The sequence below is a fragment of the Herbaspirillum frisingense genome (assembly GCF_047325095.1).
Lineage (GTDB): Bacteria > Pseudomonadota > Gammaproteobacteria > Burkholderiales > Burkholderiaceae_D > Herbaspirillum > Herbaspirillum frisingense.
In genome coordinates this window covers 4,613,455-4,633,283 of record NZ_CP168558.1, presented here as the reverse complement: position 1 = coordinate 4,633,283, position 19,829 = coordinate 4,613,455, and the positions used below count along the sequence as shown (strand labels likewise).

General features: G+C 62.8%; 13 protein-coding genes and 1 tRNA gene. 10 read left to right on the top strand and 4 right to left on the bottom strand.

Annotated features, from left to right (window positions below; translation table 11 throughout):
• Positions 1-188: 188 nt before the first annotated feature.
• From ACEOAC_RS21190 to trxA, 3 genes are all read right to left on the bottom strand, one after another.
• The gene (locus tag ACEOAC_RS21190) at positions 189-458 is read right to left on the bottom strand and encodes a type B 50S ribosomal protein L31 (protein WP_006462941.1); all 270 of its coding nucleotides are present in this window, start codon (positions 456-458) and stop codon (positions 189-191) included.
• 286 nt (positions 459-744) lie between these two features.
• Complete coding sequence (gene rho / locus ACEOAC_RS21185) at positions 745-2,007, bottom strand: transcription termination factor Rho (RefSeq protein WP_006462942.1); 1,263 nt, start codon at positions 2,005-2,007, stop codon at positions 745-747.
• A 125-nt stretch (positions 2,008-2,132) separates the two neighbouring features.
• On the bottom strand, positions 2,133-2,459 hold the full coding sequence (gene trxA / locus ACEOAC_RS21180; protein WP_006462943.1) for a thioredoxin TrxA: 327 nt from the start codon (positions 2,457-2,459) through the stop codon (positions 2,133-2,135).
• A 497-nt stretch (positions 2,460-2,956) separates the two neighbouring features.
• On the opposite strand from trxA, the gene ACEOAC_RS21175 reads away from it, so the two are divergent.
• From ACEOAC_RS21175 to dnaG, 8 genes are all read left to right on the top strand, one after another.
• The gene (locus ACEOAC_RS21175) at positions 2,957-5,752 is read left to right on the top strand and encodes a PD-(D/E)XK nuclease family protein (protein ID WP_413444198.1); all 2,796 of its coding nucleotides are present in this window, start codon (positions 2,957-2,959) and stop codon (positions 5,750-5,752) included.
• Positions 5,701-9,222: a UvrD-helicase domain-containing protein gene (locus ACEOAC_RS21170; RefSeq protein WP_413628571.1), complete on the top strand. Its 3,522-nt coding sequence runs from the start codon at positions 5,701-5,703 to the stop codon at positions 9,220-9,222. The genes ACEOAC_RS21175 and ACEOAC_RS21170 overlap by 52 nt, the downstream gene beginning before the upstream one ends.
• A gap of 345 nt (positions 9,223-9,567) precedes the next feature.
• Positions 9,568-10,776: a cation:proton antiporter gene (locus tag ACEOAC_RS21165; RefSeq protein ID WP_006462946.1), complete on the top strand. Its 1,209-nt coding sequence runs from the start codon at positions 9,568-9,570 to the stop codon at positions 10,774-10,776.
• Complete coding sequence (locus ACEOAC_RS21160) at positions 10,773-12,002, top strand: YbdK family carboxylate-amine ligase (protein WP_413445103.1); 1,230 nt, start codon at positions 10,773-10,775, stop codon at positions 12,000-12,002. Before ACEOAC_RS21165 ends, ACEOAC_RS21160 begins: the two co-directional genes overlap by 4 nt.
• A 246-nt stretch (positions 12,003-12,248) precedes the next feature.
• Positions 12,249-13,457, top strand: coding sequence for an NAD(P)/FAD-dependent oxidoreductase (locus ACEOAC_RS21155; protein ID WP_006462948.1), 1,209 nt, complete (start codon positions 12,249-12,251; stop codon positions 13,455-13,457).
• A gap of 232 nt (positions 13,458-13,689) precedes the next feature.
• Positions 13,690-13,902 carry a 30S ribosomal protein S21 gene (gene rpsU, locus ACEOAC_RS21150; RefSeq protein ID WP_006462949.1) on the top strand — a complete coding sequence of 71 codons (213 nt, stop codon included), beginning with the start codon at positions 13,690-13,692 and terminating at the stop codon, positions 13,900-13,902.
• Positions 13,903-14,197: 295 nt separating this feature from the next.
• Positions 14,198-14,644, top strand: coding sequence for a GatB/YqeY domain-containing protein (locus ACEOAC_RS21145; RefSeq protein ID WP_413445104.1), 447 nt, complete (start codon positions 14,198-14,200; stop codon positions 14,642-14,644).
• Positions 14,645-14,696: 52 nt separating this feature from the next.
• Positions 14,697-16,493, top strand: coding sequence for a DNA primase (gene dnaG, locus ACEOAC_RS21140; RefSeq protein WP_006462951.1), 1,797 nt, complete (start codon positions 14,697-14,699; stop codon positions 16,491-16,493).
• A gap of 497 nt (positions 16,494-16,990) precedes the next feature.
• On the opposite strand, the gene ACEOAC_RS21135 is transcribed toward dnaG, so the two are convergent.
• Complete coding sequence (locus ACEOAC_RS21135) at positions 16,991-17,221, bottom strand: hypothetical protein (RefSeq protein ID WP_413445427.1); 231 nt, start codon at positions 17,219-17,221, stop codon at positions 16,991-16,993.
• A gap of 115 nt (positions 17,222-17,336) precedes the next feature.
• On the opposite strand from ACEOAC_RS21135, the gene rpoD reads away from it, so the two are divergent.
• Both rpoD and ACEOAC_RS21125 read left to right on the top strand, forming a co-directional pair.
• Positions 17,337-19,562, top strand: coding sequence for an RNA polymerase sigma factor RpoD (gene rpoD, locus ACEOAC_RS21130; RefSeq protein WP_006462953.1), 2,226 nt, complete (start codon positions 17,337-17,339; stop codon positions 19,560-19,562).
• A gap of 55 nt (positions 19,563-19,617) precedes the next feature.
• Positions 19,618-19,696 (top strand) — tRNA-Ile (locus tag ACEOAC_RS21125).
• Positions 19,697-19,829: the final 133 nt, after the last annotated feature.

Genomic DNA, 19,829 nt, shown 5'->3' with positions numbered 1-19,829 from the left:
TTTGCAGGCCCTATTGTGCAGGAAATCACAGTAAATAGTTGTTTCTGACTGCTACATCCTGGTGCATGCGGTGTTGCTCTGTTGCTGTGGTGCTGTGGCGTGGAATTCGCCCATTGCATCGTGCCGGCACCACGACCATGCAAAACAAAAAAGGCAGCCGGAGCTGCCTTTTCTGAGGGAAGTACTGATTACGCCTTCGAGACAGCAGTCTTCGAACCGACGGAACCGAACTTCTGGCGGAACTTCTCGACGCGGCCAGCGGTGTCGACGATCTTGTGCTTGCCGGTGTAGAACGGGTGCGATTCAGCCGAAACTTCGATCTTCACCAGGGGATATTGCTTGCCTTCGAACTCAGCGGTTTCGCGGGTGCCGATGGTGGAGCGGGTGATGAACTTGAAGTCGTTCGACACGTCGTGGAACAGGACTTCGCGGTAATCCGGGTGGATGCCTTCTTTCATGATTGCCTCAAGAGTAGTTTGGTAGCCAATCGCCACTTCGTCGGTCGCCCTGCTTCTTGACCCGATTGATGATCACTTGCCGGTTTGGAAAAGTCCGAAATTATACAATCAAATCAGGAGCTTGGGGCAAGGTGCGCAATGCTCTGGCCAGTCCGGGCGTGGTTTTTCGGGTTCATGGACGCGGATCGTATTGCGATGGTATTGCTCCTGATGCAATGAAAAACGGCATGTCTGCAAGCAGGCATGCCGTTTCACCGGTGGATGACCGGATGATGCAGTCATACGCTTAGTTGCCGCGACGCATCATGTCGAAGAACTCGGCGTTGTTCTTGGTGGACTTCATCTTGTCGAGGATGAATTCCATCGCCTCGATCTCGTCCATGTCGTACATCAGCTTGCGCAGCACCCAGATCTTCTGCAGCTGGTCGGGCTTGATCAGCAGCTCTTCACGGCGGGTGCCGGACTTGGAGAGGTTGATGGCGGGGTAGACGCGCTTCTCGGCCAGGCGACGCTCCAGGTGGACTTCCATGTTGCCGGTACCCTTGAATTCTTCAAAGATCACGTCATCCATGCGCGAGCCGGTTTCGATCAGGGCGGTGGCGATGATGGTCAGCGAGCCGCCTTCTTCCACATTGCGCGCCGCGCCGAAGAAACGCTTCGGGCGCTGCAGGGCGTTGGCGTCCACACCGCCGGTGAGCACCTTGCCGGAGGCCGGGATGACGGTGTTGTAGGCGCGTGCCAGGCGGGTGATCGAGTCCAGCAGGATGACCACGTCCTTCTTCATTTCGACCAGGCGCTTGGCCTTTTCCAGCACCATTTCGGCGACCTGCACGTGACGCGTGGCCGGTTCGTCGAAGGTGGAGGCGACCACTTCGCCACGCACCGAGCGCTGCATTTCGGTCACTTCTTCCGGGCGTTCGTCGATCAGCAGCACGATCATCACGGTGTCCGGATGATTGGTGGTGATGGCGTGGGCGATGTGTTGCAGCATCACCGACTTGCCCGACTTGGGCGAGGCCACCAGCAGGCCGCGCTGGCCGCGACCGACCGGGGCGATCAGGTCGATGATGCGGCCGGTGATGTTTTCCTCGCCGCGCATCTCGCGCTCAAGCTGCAGCAGCTTGTTGGGGTGCAGCGGGGTGAGGTTTTCGAACAGGATGCGGTGCTTGGAGGCTTCCGGCGGTTCGCCGTTGACCTTGTCGACCTTGACCAGGGCGAAATAGCGCTCGCCGTCCTTGGGCGTGCGCACTTCACCTTCGATGGAGTCGCCGGTGTGCAGGTTGAAACGGCGGATCTGCGAAGGCGAGATATAGATGTCGTCGGTGGACGCCATGTAGCTGGCGTCGGGCGAGCGCAGGAAGCCGAAGCCGTCAGGCAGCACTTCCAGGGCGCCATCGCCAAAAATCTGTTCTCCTGATTTTGCGCGCTTCTTCAGGATGGCAAACATCAACTCCTGTTTGCGCAGGCGCGCAGCGTTCTCGATGTCCAGGCTGATTGCCATTTCCAGCAAGGCAGAGACGTGCATCGCTTTTAGTTCTGATAAGTGCATATGAGTGTCCCGGGACGGGATAAGTAAAGGTGGGGGAGGGAATTGCGTGGTGTGAGTCTGGGGTCAAGCCCGGCCTGTTGTGCCGGACAGACGGCAGCGCGAGCGCGCCGCCGTCGGATATTACATCAGATGTTGCTGTCGATGAACGAAACCAGCTGGCCCTTGGCCAGTGCGCCGACCTTCTGGGCTGCGGCTGCACCGTTCTTGAACAGGATCAGGGTCGGAATGCCGCGGATGCCGAACTTGGCCGGAATGGCCTGGTTGGAATCCACATCCAGCTTGGCGATCTGCAGCTTGCCGTCGTATTCCTTGGCGACTTCTTCCAGGATCGGGGCGATGGCCTTGCAGGGACCGCACCATTCGGCCCAGAAATCAACCAGCACGGGCTTGTCGGACTTCAGCACGTCAGCTTCGAAGGAGGCGTCGGTAATATGTTTGATATGTTCGCTCATGGCATTTCCTCGGTATGAGGGAGGTCTAGTAAGTAGTCAATTAGCGCCGGTGGACACATACCATCATGCCTGGCGTGAGCCATCAACGCTTCCGGAGTTGCTTGGTCTACGTGGAGTCGTTGCGCGCCGATTCTAGTTGTATTTGAAGCGCGGCAGGGGTAAGCGGCGGGGTACAGGAACAATCATAACCCATTTTGAGGGAATGTGTAGACGCAGCGGCCCGGGCTTGTTGTGTCTCGTCCTCACGCCGGCTGCAGGCTGGCCGACGAGTGCCGACGCGGCTTTGCAGGCGATCTGCCGGCAAAAAATGCGCAAGCGCCAGGACCTGCTGGCATACAATGCGCAGCAGTCCGGGGCGCACTGCGATTGAAAATATCTCTTGCTTCGAGAGAAAAATACAATCGCCGCCAGCCTTGGAAGGCGCCTCGTGCTCGCCCGATGTGGCCTGACCTGGCGCCCTGGTTTCCTCAATCGCCCTGATTCAATCCCGAGAACGCATGCTGTCAGCCACCGTCCCGATCGCTCCCACTCCCGACTTCTGGCAACAGGCCGTGCGTCTGTTGCTGCGCGAAGGCCAGCCACTGGGCCAGGCCCTGCACAGCGAGACGCAGGCGGCCGCAGCGCTGGATTTCTCGGGTGTGCAGTTGATGGTGCCGGCGTTCTCCCACGCGCAGAACTTCAAGGCCGCGCTGGCGCGCGAACTGCGCCGGCCCTTCATCGCACCGCGCATCAATACCCTCTCGGGCTTGCTGGCCATGCAGGTCCCGGGCGAGAGCGCACCGCCGTCCGAGAGCGAACGCCTGATGCAGCTCTACGCCCAGTTGCGCGAGCACGGCTGGTTGAAGAAGATGTTTTCCGCGCGTCGCAATGCCGATCTCCTGCCCTTGGCACACACCCTGCTGGCGTTGTCGGACGAGCTGACGCTGGCGCTCTTGCCCGAGATCCGTGCCAGCGCCGAGGGTGAGCAGGCCGCTGTCGGCCGCTGGGCGCAGGCCCTGGCCCAACTACTGGAACCGCTGGCGCCGTCGGCGCATGGCATGTTGTCCGACGAGGCCGCGCTGGTGTGGCAGGTCTGGAAGACCCAGCTGGATGCCAACGACCGCATCGTGCAGCGCTTTGACGCCATGCTGGCCTTGGGCGAACGCGCCAGCCTGCCGCTGGTGTGGGTCAGCCCCACTGCCCCGGAACCGCTGGACGCAGCCTTTCTGGCCACCTATGGCAGGCATCAGCCGGTACGCATCGTCACCCTCGACTGGAGCCGCCAGGCCATCGCGCCATTGCATCCGGTCTATCTGGCGGCATGGGAAGAACTGGTGGCCGGGGATGAAGGCGTACCGCCGGCCTTCCTCGAACCGGCCTCCCTGCCGGACCCGGACCCGGTCCCGGTCCCGGCCAACGCTCCCGCGCTGTCGCTCCCGCTGCTCTGTCCGGCGCCGGACCTGGAGAGCGCGGCCGTGCAGAGCGCACAGATCGTGCTGCGCTGGCTGGAGCAGGGCAAGGGCGAGATTGCCATCGTCGCCCAGGACCGGGTCACCGCGCGCCGTCTGCGGGCCCTGCTGGAACGCGCCGAAGTGGCCGTGGCCGACGAGACCGGCTGGAAGCTCTCCACCACCCGCGCCGCCGCTGCGCTGGCTGCCTGGAACGATCTGGTGTCGGCCCGTGGCGAGACCAATGCTCTGCTGGACCTGCTGAAGTCGCCCTTCGTCTTTCCCGATGACCCGGACCGCGCCGACCGCGTCATGCGCATCGAAGCCCGCCTGCGTCGTGCCAATATCGCCGGTGACTGGCAAGCCCTGCAATCGGCCTTCGCGCAGGCAGAGGATGGCGCCGACCTCGCCTGCATCACCTTGCTCGCCCGCCAGGCCGCCCGTTTCGGCGGTCGCAAGACCCTGGCGCAATGGTGTGACACCCAGCGCGCCCTGTGTCAGGCCCTGGGCATGGAGAACGCACTGCGCGACGATGGCGCGGGCGAACAATGCCTCCTGATGCTGGACGACATCGCCGCCGGGCAAGGTGGCCTGGAAGACAGTTTCTCCTTTGCCGAGTGGCGTGCACTGCTGAACCTGCGCCTCGATGCCACTTCCTACATGCCGCCCATCAAGGACCGGCGGGTGGTGATGCTGCCGCTCAATGGCGCCCGCCTGCGTCGTTTCGACGCGGTACTGGTGATCGGTGCCGATGCCGCACACCTGCCATCGCCACCGCAGGAAACGCTGTTCTTTTCCAATGCCGTGCGGCGCGAACTGAACCTGGTCACGCGCGCCGAACGCCAGCGCCAGCAACTGCGCGACCTGACCGAACTGCTGTGCGTGAACCCCGAGGTGGTGCTGTGCTGGCAGACCCATCAGGACGGCGAACCCAACCCGGTCAGCCCCTGGATACAGCGCCTGGAACTGAAGCTGGCGCAGCAGGGCATGGCGCCGTTGCGCAATGTGCATTGGCAGGCGCCGCTGCGCAAGCTGCAGGCGCAGCGCTCCTCCATGCCGGCACCCAGCGCGCCGGAGCTGTTGCCGTCCAGCCTGTCGGCCAGTGGCTTCGGCAGTTTCCTGGCCTGCCCCTATCAGTTCTTCGCCACGCGCATGTTGCGCGTGGCCGTGATGGACGAGCTCTCCGACCTGCCCGAAAAACGCGACTACGGCAGCTGGCTGCATGAAATCCTGCATCGCTACCACGCCCACCTGCGTGAGCAGGCCACGCCGCTGGCGGCACGTCCCGCTCTGCTGGCCGGCATCTCGGAAGAGGTGTTCCAGCGCGAAATGCAGCGTCACCCTGCGGCACTGGCCTTCCACGCCCGCTGGCAGAAGGTGATGCCGGCCTACCTGCTCTGGGCCAATGAACGCGAGGCCGATGGCTGGCAGTTCGTTTTCGGTGAGCAGTCGCAGTCGCAAGCGCTGTCCTGGCAGGATGGCGGCATCGAACTGCATGGTCGCCTGGATCGGGTGGATCAGAATGCGCAGGGCGAGCGCGCCCTGCTGGACTACAAGACTCGCAGCGTCGCCAGCCTCAGGCAGAAGGTCAAGGAAGAGGATGATCATCAACTGGCCTTCTATGGCCTGCTGGCCGGCGGCGCAATAGAACACGCCCATTACGTGGCCCTCGAACTGGGCAGCGACAAGAAGACCGGCGACGCCGCCGCCCCTGATTTCCTCCGCAAGCAAGACATGCTCAAGCAACAGATCACCACCACCCTGCATCAGGTAGCGCAGGGCGCGCCGCTACCGGCCAATGGCATCGAATCGGTATGCCAGTACTGCGATATGCGCGGCCTCTGCCGCAAGGGAGCCTGGCTGTGAGCGCCGGTGAGCTCGGCAGGCCCGCACCGGCGGCCTATGAGATCGACGGCAGGGCCGTCGAGGCCGCCCAGTTCACCCGCGCCGCCTGCGATCCGCGCCACTCGGTGGTGGTGGAAGCCTGCGCCGGCAGCGGCAAGACCTGGCTGCTGGTGGCACGCATGCTGCGCCTGTTGCTCTCGGGCGCCCAGGCGCCTGAACTGCTGGCTATCACCTTCACCCGCAAGGCCGCGCAGGAAATGCGCGAGCGCCTGATGGAGCTCTTGCATGAACTGGCGCTGGCCGATGAGGCCGGGGCCGCTGCACTGTTGCGCGAGCGCGGCGTGGCCGAGGCCGATCTGCCGCGGTTGCTGCCGGTGGCGCGCGGCCTGTATGAGCGCATCCTGTCGTCCGAACAGAGCCTGTCCATCGATACCTTCCATAGCTGGTTTGCACGCCTGCTGCAGATCGCACCGCTGGCCTCGGGCGTGCCGCATGGCTATACCCTGACCGAGAAGAATGGCGAGCTGCTGGACGAGGCCTATCGCCGCTTCATGCAGAAGCTGCGCAACCCCGAGGGTGAGCGCATCAAGGCTGCCTTGCTGGAACTGTATGAACTGGCCGGCGACTTCAATGCCCGCCAGTTGCTGGACGCCTTCATCGACAAGCGTGCCGAATGGTGGGCCGCGACCCAGCACGATGGCGACGACAGTGAAGAGATTGATACGCCGACCCCGCTGCTGTGGCTGCAAGCCCTGTGCGGCGAGGATGCGCTGCGCGACGCGCGACTGTCGTTGTGGGACGACGCTGCCCTGGTGGAACGCGCCAGTCGCATCGCCATCCTGCTGGGACAGGGTGGCGCCGCCAACAAGACCCGCGCCGTGGCCATCGAATCGGCGTTGACCGCCGGGCCGGCGCTGGCGCACTTCGACGCGCTGTACAGCCAGTTCTTCGACGACAAGGACAAGCCGCGCAAGAACGGCAAGGTGAAATCCCTGCTGGCGGCAGTGGTGCAGCATTTCCAGGTGAGCGAGGATGCTGCGCTGGAGGCCTTCGACAGCGAATTCAATGCCGTCGGCACCGAGTTGCGCAAGTTGCAGGGACGCAGCAAGGAAAAACAGGTGCTGCAGCTCAACCGCGCCCTCTTCATCGCCGGCCGCGCCTATCTCGACAGCTATCAGGAAGTGAAATCGGAACAGCGCGTGCTGGACTTCGCCGACCTCGAATGGCAGGCCTATCGCCTGCTCAATGACGAGGCCAGTGCCGCCTACCTGCAGACCCGGCTGGATGCGCGCTACAAGCACATCCTGCTGGACGAATTCCAGGACACCAACCCGCTGCAATGGAGCATCGTGCGTTCCTGGCTGCGTGCCTATGGCGGCGATACGGCGCAACCGAGCGTGTTCGTGGTGGGGGACCCCAAGCAATCGATCTATCGCTTCCGGCGCGCCGAGCCCCGGGTGTTCGTGGCGGCGCGTGACCTGTTGCGTGCGCAGGGCGCGGCGGTGCTGCGCGCCAACCAGACGCGGCGCAATGCCAGTGCCGTGGTCGAGGTGCTCAATCGCTCATTCGTGCGCGGCGGCAATCCGCTGTTCGCCCAGCAGACCACGCTGGGCCTGGAGGGAGGCGAGGTGTGGCGCCTGCCGTTGGTGCGGCAGGAGGAAGGTGCAGAAAACGTCAACGACGAGGACGCCGACGCCAGTGACCCGGCACCCGTGATCGCCTGGCGCAATCCACTGACCACGGCACGCGGCGAGGAAGACGATGCCCGTCGCCTGCTGGAGGGGCAGGCGCTGGCGCAGGCGCTGCTCAAGGCCAGCCGCGAGGTGCCGGTGGTGGAGGGCAAGTCGACCCGGCCCATGCGCTGGAGCGACATCATGCTGCTGGTGCGCAAGCGCAGCCACCTGGCGGCCTATGAAAGTGCCTTGCGCGCAGCCGGCATCCCCTTCATCTCGGACAAGCGCGGCGGTCTGCTGGAGTCGCTGGAGATCGCCGACCTGATCGCGCTGCTGACCTTCCTCATCACCCCCAACGACACGCGGGCGCTGGCGCACGTCCTCAAGAGTCCCATCATCGGCGCGGCCGACGACGATCTGGTACAGATCGCCCGCCGTGCCGCACTGGCCGATGGCGGCCACTGGTGGCAGCACATGCTGGCCATGCAGCAGGAAGGTGTGGCCTCGGCCGCGCTGGTGCGCGCAGCGGGCATGCTGCAACGCTGGCTGCAGGCGGCACCGCACCTGCCGGTGCATGATCTGCTGGACATGATCCTGCACCAGGGCGACCTGGTCGCGCGCTATGCCCAGTACGCCTCGCCGCTGACGCGCAGCCAGACCCTGGGCAATATCGCCGCCTTCGTGGAGCTGTCGCTGAACATGGATGCCGGACGTTATCCCAGCCTGCCCAAGTTCATCGACGCGCTGCGCGTGTTGCAGCGCAGTGCCGGTGGCGATGCGCCCGATGAGGCCAGCGTGGATGCCAGCGCCGATGCCGTGCGCATCCTCACCGTACACAGCGCCAAGGGGCTGGAGGCGCCGGTGGTGGCGATCCTGGATGCCAATCACAGCGAATCGGTGGAAGACAATCTGGGCATCATCTGCGAATGGCCGCAGGACCGGGATGCGCCGACGCATTTCTCCGCCTTCGGTCGACGCAGTGAACGTGGCGTGGCCCGCCAGCGCCTGTTCGACGAAGAGGATGCCCTGCGTCAGCAGGAGGACTGGAACCTGCTCTACGTCGCCGTCACCCGCGCCAAGCAATTGCTGTTGGTGTCAGGCGTGGCCGGCACCCGTGGCGCAGGGGAGGGCGGTGTGGTGGCCGGCAGCTGGTACGAGCGCCTCTTCGCCAGCGATGCCCCGGTGCGCGAGATCAGCGAGGAGGCGGTGCAGGGCGCGCAGGCGGCAGCGCTGGAAGAGCGCTTCGAGCTGTCGCTGTTCGAGCCGCGGCCGGTCCCGTTGTCGCTGTTCGGTGCGGGCACTGGCTCTGGCTCTGGCGCTGGCGAGGCCGAAACGCCGACCGGCGTTGCCGAAGACGGCACCCTGGTCGCCAGCGAAGCCATCGATGAAGGCGTGGCCCTGCACGCGCTGCTGGAACGCCTGACCCATGCCCAGGCCTGGCCCTTGGCGCTGCCCGCGCCACCGGTGCTGGTGCGCTGGCTGGGCGTGTCGGCGGAGATGGCGCAGGTGGTGCATGCGCAGGCGCGCCAGATGCTGGCGCAGCCGCAACTGGAACGCTTCTTCAATCCGGCCCTGCACCGCTGGGCGCGCAACGAGATGGAGATCGTTTCCACCAGCGGCGTGATGCGCCTGGACCGGGTCGTGATGTTCGAGGATGAAGTCTGGGTGCTCGACTACAAGCGGCGCCTGCTCGATAGCGAACGCGCCGATTACGCCGCACAGCTGGCGCGCTATCGCAACGCGCTCGTGTCGGTCTTTTCTGACATGCGAATCAGGTCTGCGCTGATTACCGCCGATGGCACGCTGGTGGAACATTGAGGCTCCCCCAACTACCGTCATCTACTCCATGCGCTTCGGATAAGTTCCAGAAATTCAATAAACATCAAATCAGGAAGTTTAAATTTTCCGTTGTAAGATAAAAAAGATCATCGCAGAGGGCAAGAGTGATATCTTCGGTGCTCCGTGATTGTTGGCAACGTGGTTTTGTTAGTAAATCCGCGTTGATCAATCCGGGACCGATCGCATCGGGTAGTCATGCATCGCCAGGCCGATCCGGCTATCCACGCTCGCACGCTTGCACGCTCATGCGATCTACGCATGGTCCCCGTCCGGTCCCCGCATCGGGCGCGGTTCCAACAACCTAATCGTTCTACAGGAGGAGATATGGAGTGGGCTCTTCCGTCTTTCACCCTCGCACAGACGCTGCAATGGAATGCCTTGCTGGTATTCGGCGGTCTGTTGCTGTTCGGGCTGATCGCGGGCTACGTAGTTTCCAAGTCCCCATGGGTGCCACGCATCACGGGTTATCTGCTGGTCGGTTTCCTGCTCGGTGCGGGCGGCTTCAACCTGCTTTCGGGCGAAGTGCTCAAGGTCACCAACATCTTTGCCGACATCGCCGTGGCACTGGTGGTGTATCAGCTGGGTCGCTATGTCGATATCGGCTGGCTGCGTCGCGAGAAGTGGCTGATGATCACCGTGGCCGTGTCGGCGGTGCTGTGCTTCGGCTTCGTCAGCATTGCGCTGACCTGGTTCGGTACCGATTCGGTGATGGCGCTGCTGGGTGGCGTGATGGCCATCGCTACGGCTCCGGCCGTGGTGCTGGTGGTATTGCGCGACCTCAAGGCCGAAGGCCAGGTCACGCGCCGCCTCGCCGCCATGACGGCCTTGAACAACTTCGTCGCCGTGCTGGCCGCCTATGCGCTCTTGCCGGTGATTGCGCACGAGGCCGGCACACCCGTGGCCACGCTGATCCAGCACACCCTGTATTCGCTGGTGGGCTCGGCGGTCCTGGCCTACCTGACCTATTGGCTGATGATGCCGCTGGCACGCCTGCTGGGTCGCGAGAACAGCTCGCAGTTCGTGCTGGTGATCTCGGTGATCGCGCTGGCCATCGGTGTGGCGCATGCGCTGCACCTGCCGGTGATGCTGACCATGCTGATCTTCGCCATCCTCTCCAAGAACCTGGATCGGCAGTTCGATCTGATGGAGCTGGAATTCGGCGTCGCCAATGAGCTGTTCGTGGTGATGCTGTTCGTCACCGTGGGGGCCTCGATGAAGCTGTCGGACCTGGGCCTGCTGGGCTTCTCGGTGCTGATCCTGATCGCTGCCCGCTTCCTGGCGATGGGGCTGGGCATCTTCCTGTTCGCCCGCTTTGCACGCATGAACTGGCGCCAGGCCGGGCTGCTCACGCTGGGTACCTTGCCCATGACCGAGGTCGGCGTGGGCCTGATGCAGACGGTCTCTTCGCTGTACCCGCACACCACGGCCAACGTGCTGCCGCTGCTGGCGGGCAGCATGGTGGTCCTGGAATTCCTGGGGCCGGTGGCGACACAGTTTGCCCTGATCAAATCTGGAGAGAGTGGACGCGAATGAATACCGAGACACTGATCCGCAATGAACAAGACGCCGCTGCGAGCCAGGCCCATGTGGCCGGTCCGCAGGGCAGCGCCGGCATCCTGCCGTTCGGTTCCTCCACGCCCTTTACCATGGGCATCGAGCTGGAACTGCAACTGGTCAACCGCCGCAACTACAACCTGGCCAGCGATGCGGTCGATCTGCTGAACTGGATCGAGCCGCGCGACCTGCAAAAGCAGATCAAGCTGGAAATGACGCAGGGCATGATCGAGCTCAATTCGGGCATCCATACCCGCGTCGATGAACTGATCGAAGAGCTCAAGGGCCTGCGCGCTGCCTTGAACAAGGGCGCGCAATACCTCAACATCGACGTCTCCGGCGGTGGCGCGCATCCCTTCCAGCACTGGAATGAACAGCGCATCACGCCCAGCGAGCGTTTCCATTACCTGCACGAGAAATACGGCTACCTGGCCAAGACCTTCACGGTGTTCGGCCAGCACATCCACATCGGGGTGGAGAATGGCGACGATGCGCTGTACCTCACGCACGGCTTTTCGCGTTACGTGCCGCATTTCATCGCGCTCTCGGCGGCGTCGCCGTTCTACCAGGGGGCCGATACCAAGTTCGATTCCTCGCGCAGCAATGTGGTACGCGCCTTCCCGTTGTCGGGCACGGCCCCTGTCCACACCCGCTGGGCCGAGTTCGAGACCTACTACGATGAATTGCACCAGATGGGCATCATCGCCAGCATGAAGGATTTCTACTGGGACATCCGTCCCAAGCCGGAATACGGCACCGTGGAAATCCGCGTCTGCGATACACCGCTGACCATCGAGCATGCGGCGCACCTGGGCGCCTATGCCCAGTTGCTGGCACGCTGGATCCTGACTGAACGGCCCTTCGTGGTGGGTGACGATTTCTACCTGCTGTACCAGTTCAACCGGTTCGAGGCCAGCCGTTTTGGCCTGAACGGTCAGCTGGCATTGCATGGCGCCACGCCTTCGCAGTCGCGCAAGCTGCCCATCTTCGAACATCTGCTGCAGCAGCTGCAGTTGCTGGAACCCTACGTGGCCAACGAGGCCGAGCAGCAGACCATCGTGCGCCTGCGTCGCATTGCGCATGACCGGCTCTCGGACGCCAACTGGCTGCGCCAGATGTTCGCCCAGCGCGGATCGCTCAATGACATGATGCGGCTGTCCTCGGAGTTGTGGATGGGCGTGGAGCCGCCGCCGTATTTCCAGTAACCGATATGTCGCTATCCATGATTTCCACCGCAAGGCGGTGAGCTTGAGTTGAGGTGTCCGCCCGCCCGGGTGATTGCAGAGCACACGGGCCGGCGGCGAGAAGGCAGGGGGCCGGTGTCGCAAGATGCCGGCCCCTGGTCTTTGTGATCGTTGTTTCCTGGCTCTTGTGCGCAAGGGCCGGGATCGCCGACAATCACGGCTTTTGAAGCGACCTCGGGCTGCACCGAGATGCGTGCCGGAGCCAGCATGAACCACCATTCCCCCAAGCATTTTGATGTCGCCGTCATCGGCGCCGGCGCGGCCGGCATGATGTGCGCCGCCGTGGCCGGCCAGCGTGGCCGGCGCGTGGTCCTGATCGACCATGCCGGCAAGCTGGCCGAGAAGATCCGCATCTCCGGGGGCGGCCGCTGCAATTTCACCAATGTGGGCGCAGGACCGCAGCATTATCTTTCGCAGAATCCGCATTTCTGCCGCAGCGCCCTGTCGCGCTATACCCCGCAGGACTTCATCGGGCTGGTCAAGCGCCACCGCATCGGCTTTCACGAAAAGCACAAGGGCCAGCTGTTCTGCGACGATTCGGCCGAGGACATCATCGCCATGCTCAAGGCCGAATGCGAGACCGGCAACGTCAGCTGGCGCATGCCCTGCACCGTGCATGAGGTGGGCAAGAGCGGCGAGCTGTTCCGCATCGCCACCAGTGCCGGCGAGATCCAGGCGGCGAGCCTGGTGATCGCCACCGGCGGACTGTCCATTCCCAAGATCGGCGCCACCGATTTTGCCTACCGCATCGCCCGCCAGTTCGATCTGAAGCTGATCGAACCGCGCCCGGGGCTGGTGCCGCTGACCTTCGATGGCAAGGGCTGGCAATCGCTGGTGGAGCTGGCCGGCATCGCCCTGGAGGTGGAAGTGGAAACCGGGGTGAAGAAGGAGCGGGGTTATTTCCTGGAAGACCTGCTGTTTACCCACCGTGGCCTGTCCGGCCCGGCCATCCTGCAGATTTCCAGCTTCTGGAAGCCCGGCGCGCCGCTGACCCTGAACCTGCTGCCGCAACTGGATGTGGCCGAGACACTGATCGAGGGCAAGGGGACGCTCAAGAAGAACCTGGGCAACCTGCTCGCGCAATGGCTGCCCAACCGCCTGGCCGAGGGCTGGCTCCAGATCCATGGCTTCGATGCCGGCGCGCGCATTGCCGACATGCCGGACAAGGCACTCAAGAAGCTGGGCGACTCCCTGAACCGCTGGGTGATCGTCCCCAGCGGCTCGGAAGGCTATCGCAAGGCCGAGGTCACCCTGGGTGGCGTCGATACCCGCGAGCTGTCACAACAGACCATGATGGCCAACAAGGTGCCGGGCCTGCATTTCATCGGCGAGGCCACCGATGTCACCGGCTGGCTGGGTGGCTACAACTTCCAGTGGGCCTGGGCCTCGGGTGTGGCGGCCGGTTCGGCGGTGTGAGGCGAAGTTGGTGGTGAGGTTGCTGACGTTGTAGATGGCAAGGGCGGAATTTTTCGTCCGCTTCCCTTGACTTCAGGTGAAGCATCATCTTGACTGTGATAAGTGACTGATTCTTATCCGTTTTTTACTGGCGGGGTGGAAAAAATGCCACGTTTGGCCTTCCAATCGGGTATCAGTACTGCTACAATCGCTTTCTTTGCTATCCAACCTAACCTTTTTGGTTTGAATTTACATGACCACTATTCGCGTTAAAGAGAACGAGCCGTTCGAAGTTGCAATGCGTCGCTTCAAGCGCACCATCGAGAAGACCGGTCTGCTGACCGAACTGCGCGCACGCGAGTTCTACGAAAAGCCGACCGCTGAGCGCAAGCGCAAGCTGGCTGCTGCCGTGAAGCGTCATTACAAGCGCATCCGCAGCCAACAGCTGCCGAAGAAGCTGTACTAAGAATTTTCTGCCGCGCCCAGGTGCGGCCGATGTGCAAACCCGCTCCGGTGTTGGTCCGCAGCGGGTTTTCGCTTTTTTCCTCATTTGTTCGCTGGTTCGTCACCTTGAGCCTGCCCGTCCTGGATTTTCTTCTCTGAAACCCCAGATATGAAGCAAAGGCAGCGATTCGGGCTGGCGATAAGCCCATCCATGTTCTACGATCCTATGACAGGCGGCCACCTTGCCGCCTGGAACACTGGATGCGGGATGGCGCCAGATTGCAGAATACTCATCCACCTCATCTTCGGAGTACCCCATGGGTTTGAAAGAGCAGATCACGGAAGACATGAAGGCGGCCATGCGCGCCAAGGAAATGGGCAAGCTGGGCACCATCCGCCTCTTGATCGCCGCGATGAAGCAGAAGGAAGTCGATGAACGCGTCGAACTGACCGACGCCCACGTGCTGACCATCATCGACAAGATGGTCAAGCAGCGCAAGGATTCCATCTCCCAGTTCGAAGCCGGTGGTCGCCAGGATCTGGCCGACATCGAAAAGGCCGAGCTGGCGGTGCTGGCGGCCTACATGCCGGCCAGCCTGTCGGATGACGAGATCAAGGCCGAGGTGCAGGCTGCCGTGGCCGCCACGGGTGCCGCCGGTCCGCAGGACATGGGCAAGGTCATGGGCGTGTTGAAGCCCAGGCTGGCCGGTCGTGCCGACATGACGGCCGTGTCCGCGCTGGTCAAGGCCGCGCTGGCGGCCTGATCGGTCTGCCGCCCTTCTTGCCACTGGTTCCGTCCATTCGTCCGCAACCCAGGTGATTCCACAGTCGTTCATCCAGGACCTGCTCAACCGCGTCGACATCGTCGACGTGGTGGGACGTTACGTGCAGCTGAAGAAGGGTGGCGCCAACTTCATGGGCCTGTGCCCCTTCCACAACGAGAAATCCCCCAGCTTCACCGTCAGCCCGACCAAGCAGTTCTATCACTGCTTCGGCTGTGGCGCGCACGGCACCGCGATCAGTTTCCTGATCGAGTATTCCGGCATGGGTTTCGTGGAAGCGGTCAAGGATCTGGCCCAGAACGTGGGCATGGTGGTGCCCGAGCGCGAAGACAGCATCCCCCTGGCCCAGCGCCAGGAAAAGCAGGCCAAGAGCATGGCCTTGTCGGATGTGATGACGCGCGCCAATGACTTTTACCGGCACCAGCTGCGTGGCGCCCAGATTGCCATCGACTATCTCAAGGGGCGAGGCCTGACCGGCGAGATCGCCGCCCGCTTCGGCCTGGGCTATTCGCCCGACGAGTGGGACAGCCTGCGCCAGGTCTTCCCCGATTACGAGAACGAGGCCCTGGTCGAATCGGGCCTGGTGATCGACAAGAGCGAAGAGGGCGGCGCCCACCGCAAGCGTTACGACCGCTTCCGCGGCCGCGTCATGTTCCCCATCCGTAATACCAAGGGCCAGGTGATCGGCTTTGGCGGTCGCGTGATGGATGGGGGTGAACCCAAGTACCTGAACTCGCCCGAAACCCCGCTGTTCCAGAAGGGCAGCGAGTTGTACGGCCTGTTCGAGGCGCGCCAGGCGATTCGCGAGGCCGGCTATGCGCTGGTGACCGAAGGCTATATGGATGTGGTGGCGCTGGCCCAGCTGGGCTTCCCGCAAGCGGTGGCCACGCTGGGAACGGCCTGCACCCCGATCCACGTGCAGAAGCTGTTGCGCCAGACCGACCAGGTGATCTTCAGCTTCGACGGCGACAACGCCGGCCGCCGTGCCGCGCGCCGCGCGCTGGAGGCCTGCCTGCCGTATGCCTCGGACAACAAGACCATCAAGTTCCTGTTCCTGCCCAAGGAACATGACCCCGACAGTTACGTACGCGAGATGGGTGCCCCGGCCTTCGAGGAACAGATTCGCGAAGCGCTGCCGTTGTCGCAGTTCCTGCTGCGGGAAATCATCGGCGAGAACGACCTGCGCTCCCCGGAAGGCCGCGCCCATGCCCAGTTTGCGGCCAAGCCCATGCTGCAGGCCCTGCCGGCCTCCGCCTTGCGCCTGCAGATCGTGCGCAGCATCGCCCAGGCCACGCAGTCAACCGCGGCCGAGCTTGAGGCATTGTTTGAACTGGAAAAACCGGTCGCCCGCGTACGCGCCGCACCACCGCGCAGCAAGCGTACCGCGCCGGTCGGCCTGGCGCGCCAGATCATGCGCCTGCTGGTGGCGCATCCGCAGTTGTCGGCCGACCTGGATGCCGGCGCGCTGGAAGCCATCGCCCGCATCGCTCCGGACCAGGCCGAGATGCTCGGACAACTGGTCGGCGCCGCCCAGAGCATGGGCGAGCAGGCCAATTTCGCCGCCCTGGTCGAGCATCTGCGCGAGGGTGGCCCCGAGTTCGATTCGATGATCGCGGAAATCGCGGCCGAATCGGAATCCGAATTCGATGTGGTGCGGGCCGAAATGGCCGGCGCCATCCGCCAGGCCAGGATCCGCGCCCTCGACGAGGAGATGCAGATGCTGGTGACCTCGAACCTGCGCACGGAGGAAGAGCGCAACCGCTATCGCGAGCTGATGCAACGCAAGGAATGGCTCAAGCGCCAGACCGGCGGTGCCGCCGTGGCGGGATGAGGATGGGCAGCCGTTGCCAGAGGCTGATGAGTAGCTGCTAGGGAGTGGGGCGACGCGCTTGAAACAGGAGGATGGACATCGGTGACCCAGGTCATCGATGGCAGGGTCGCAGGAGCTGGCAGGGCAGGTTTCCGGAAAACACGGTAAAGCCATGCAAATTGCCGTGATTTGCCCGCCGGATCGCTGGCGAATGGCCGAATATCGCGGCTTGATCCCGGAGAAAAGAGCCCCATCTGTGCTATACTATAGGGCTTTAGTTCCGCCGGATGGCTCTTGCATCCCCACCCTGCGGCACCATGTCTTCACCCCGGCGCATCGGGATGAAGGCCGGCAGACAGCGGTATCGCCTGCCGGATCGGGAATGGCACGACTGCCTGCCTTCCGGATCGATGGCCCGCCGGTAAAAAGGAACGTTGCGCGTGCAGCCGGAGTCTACCGGGAAATCGGTACCGGAGTTGCATCATTAGCATGACTTGATTGGCGCAATGAGTGAATTCTCAATTGGCAGTTGATTCTATGGCAAATGCAATGAAGAAACCCGCGAAAACTCCAGCAGCGTCGACAAAGAGCAGCAAGCCGGCAACGGCGGTAAAATCCACCGCCGCTGCCAAGCCCACCAAGGCGGTGGCCGCCAAATCGCCAGTCAAGGGGACTGCGACGGCAGCCAGCATCGTAAAACCCACGGCAAAGACTGCAGCAGCAGCGACGCCGAAAAAGACGACAGTCAAGACAACTGCCGCCAAGCCGGCCCGCGCCGCAGCGCCCAAGGGTACTGCAACGCCAGCCAACAAGTTACCTCAAGCCGCCGAACAAGCGGTTTCTGTGAAAGCGACGAAGACTTCCGTGACCACCAAGAAACCCGAAACCAAGACCGCCAAGACCACCAAAGCCGCACAGGTCGAAGGCAAAGACGTCAGCGCGACTGCCGCGTCGAGCGTAAGTCAAACCACTGATGCTGCCGCCCTGGCAGCCATCGACACGTCCGGCTATGTGCTGCCGAGCGTCAAGGTGCCGGGCCGTCGTGGCCGCAAGCCCAAGGAATTCCAGCCCGAGAGCGACGAAGTCGCCGCGCTCAACACCATCGAGCGTACTGAACTGAAGGCCGCCGACAAGGCCAAGGCCAAGGACCGCAAGGCCAAGGAAAAGGCCCTGTTGAAGGACGCCTTCTCTTCCGACACCGAAGCCAGCGAAGAAGAGCTGGAGCGCCGTCGCCAGAAGTTGAAGACCCTGATCAAGCTCGGCAAGGAGCGTGGTTTCCTGACCTTCTCGGAAATCAACGACCACCTGCCCGAGAACATCGTCGATCCGGAAGCCATCGAAGGCATCATCGGTACCTTCAGCGACATGGGCATCTCGGTCTACGAGCACGCCCCTGACGCCGAAACCCTGCTGCTGTCGGACAACGTGGCCAACGTCGCCAGCGATGACGACGCCGAAGCCGCCGCCGAAGCCGCCCTGTCGACCGTCGATTCCGACTTCGGCCGTACCACCGACCCGGTGCGCATGTACATGCGTGAAATGGGTTCGGTCGAGCTGCTGACCCGCGAAGGCGAAATCGAGATCGCCAAGCGCATCGAAGACGGCCTGAAGGACATGATCCAGGCCATCTCCGCCTGCCCGACCACGATCGCCGAGATCCTGGCTGCCGCTGACCGCATCTCCAAGGATGAGATCAAGGTCGACGAAATCGTCGATGGCCTGGTTGATCCCAACGAAAGCGAACAGCAGGTCGACGCCGCCGCTTCGGACTCCGACGAGGACGACGAAGAAGCGGAAGAAGACGAGGAAGAAGACGAAGAAGAGGAAAGCGAGAACAGCGGTTCCGGCGCTGCCGGCTTCTCCGCCGAACAGCTGGAACAGTTGAAGCGCGACGCGCTGGGCAAGTTCGCCGTCATCGGCACCCAGTTCGAGAACATGCGCAAGGCTTTCGAAAAGGAAGGCTACAACTCCAAGCCCTACGTCAAGGCGCAGGAAATCATTTCCAACGAGCTGCTGGGCATCCGCTTCACCGCCAAGATCGTCGAGAAGCTGTGCGACACCCTGCGCGCGCAGGTGGATGAAGTCCGCACCGTCGAACGCCAGATCCTGGACGTGGCCGTCAACAAGTGCAACATGCCGCGCGCCCACTTCATCAAGGTCTTCCCCGGCAATGAAGTGAACCTGGACTGGGTGGACGGCGAAGTCGCCGCCAACCATGACTACAGCACCGTGCTGAGCCGTAACGTCCCGGCCATCAAGGAACTGCAGCAGAAGCTGATCGACCTGCAAGCCCGCGTGGTACTGCCGCTGCCGGACCTGCGCGCCATCAACAAGAAGATGGGCGCTGGTGAAAAGAAGGCACGCATGGCCAAGCGTGAAATGACCGAGGCCAACCTGCGTCTGGTGATCTCGATCGCCAAGAAGTACACCAACCGTGGCCTGCAGTTCCTGGACCTGATCCAGGAAGGCAACATCGGTCTGATGAAGGCAGTGGACAAGTTCGAATATCGTCGCGGCTACAAGTTCTCGACCTATGCGACCTGGTGGATCCGTCAGGCCATCACCCGCTCCATCGCCGACCAGGCGCGCACCATCCGTATTCCGGTGCACATGATCGAGACGATCAACAAGATGAACCGCATCTCGCGTCAGATCCTGCAGGAAACCGGTGCCGAGCCGGATCCCGCGACCCTGGCGATCAAGATGGAAATGCCGGAAGACAAGATCCGCAAGATCATGAAGATCGCCAAGGAACCGATCTCCATGGAAACGCCGATCGGTGACGACGACGATTCCCATCTGGGCGACTTCATCGAGGACAACAACACGCTGGCCCCGGCCGATGCGGCGCTGCATGCCTCGATGCGCAACGTGGTCAAGGACATCCTGGACTCGCTGACCCCGCGTGAAGCCAAGGTCCTGCGCATGCGCTTCGGCATCGAGATGTCGACCGACCATACGCTGGAAGAAGTGGGCAAGCAGTTCGACGTGACCCGCGAGCGTATCCGCCAGATCGAAGCCAAGGCACTGCGCAAGCTGCGTCACCCCTCCCGTTCGGACAAGCTGAAGAGCTTCCTGGAAGGGAATTGATATTAGGGTGTCAGAATTGGCCGGCGAAGATGTTAAAATCGCCGGCTGATTTTTTGGCCCCCTAGCTCATGCTTGGTTAGAGCAGCGGACTCATAATCCGTTGGTGCCGTGTTCGACTCACGGGGGGGCCACCAGTACCAGAAAGGGATTCCGAGAAGTCGGGGTCCCTTTTTTTCGTTAAAGGTTCAACGGAGGGTCAACGCGTTTCGAGCAGGGAAAGCGGGTTCAGCCGTTTTGCTTCCTTAAGATGATCTGGTGAGAGATGAG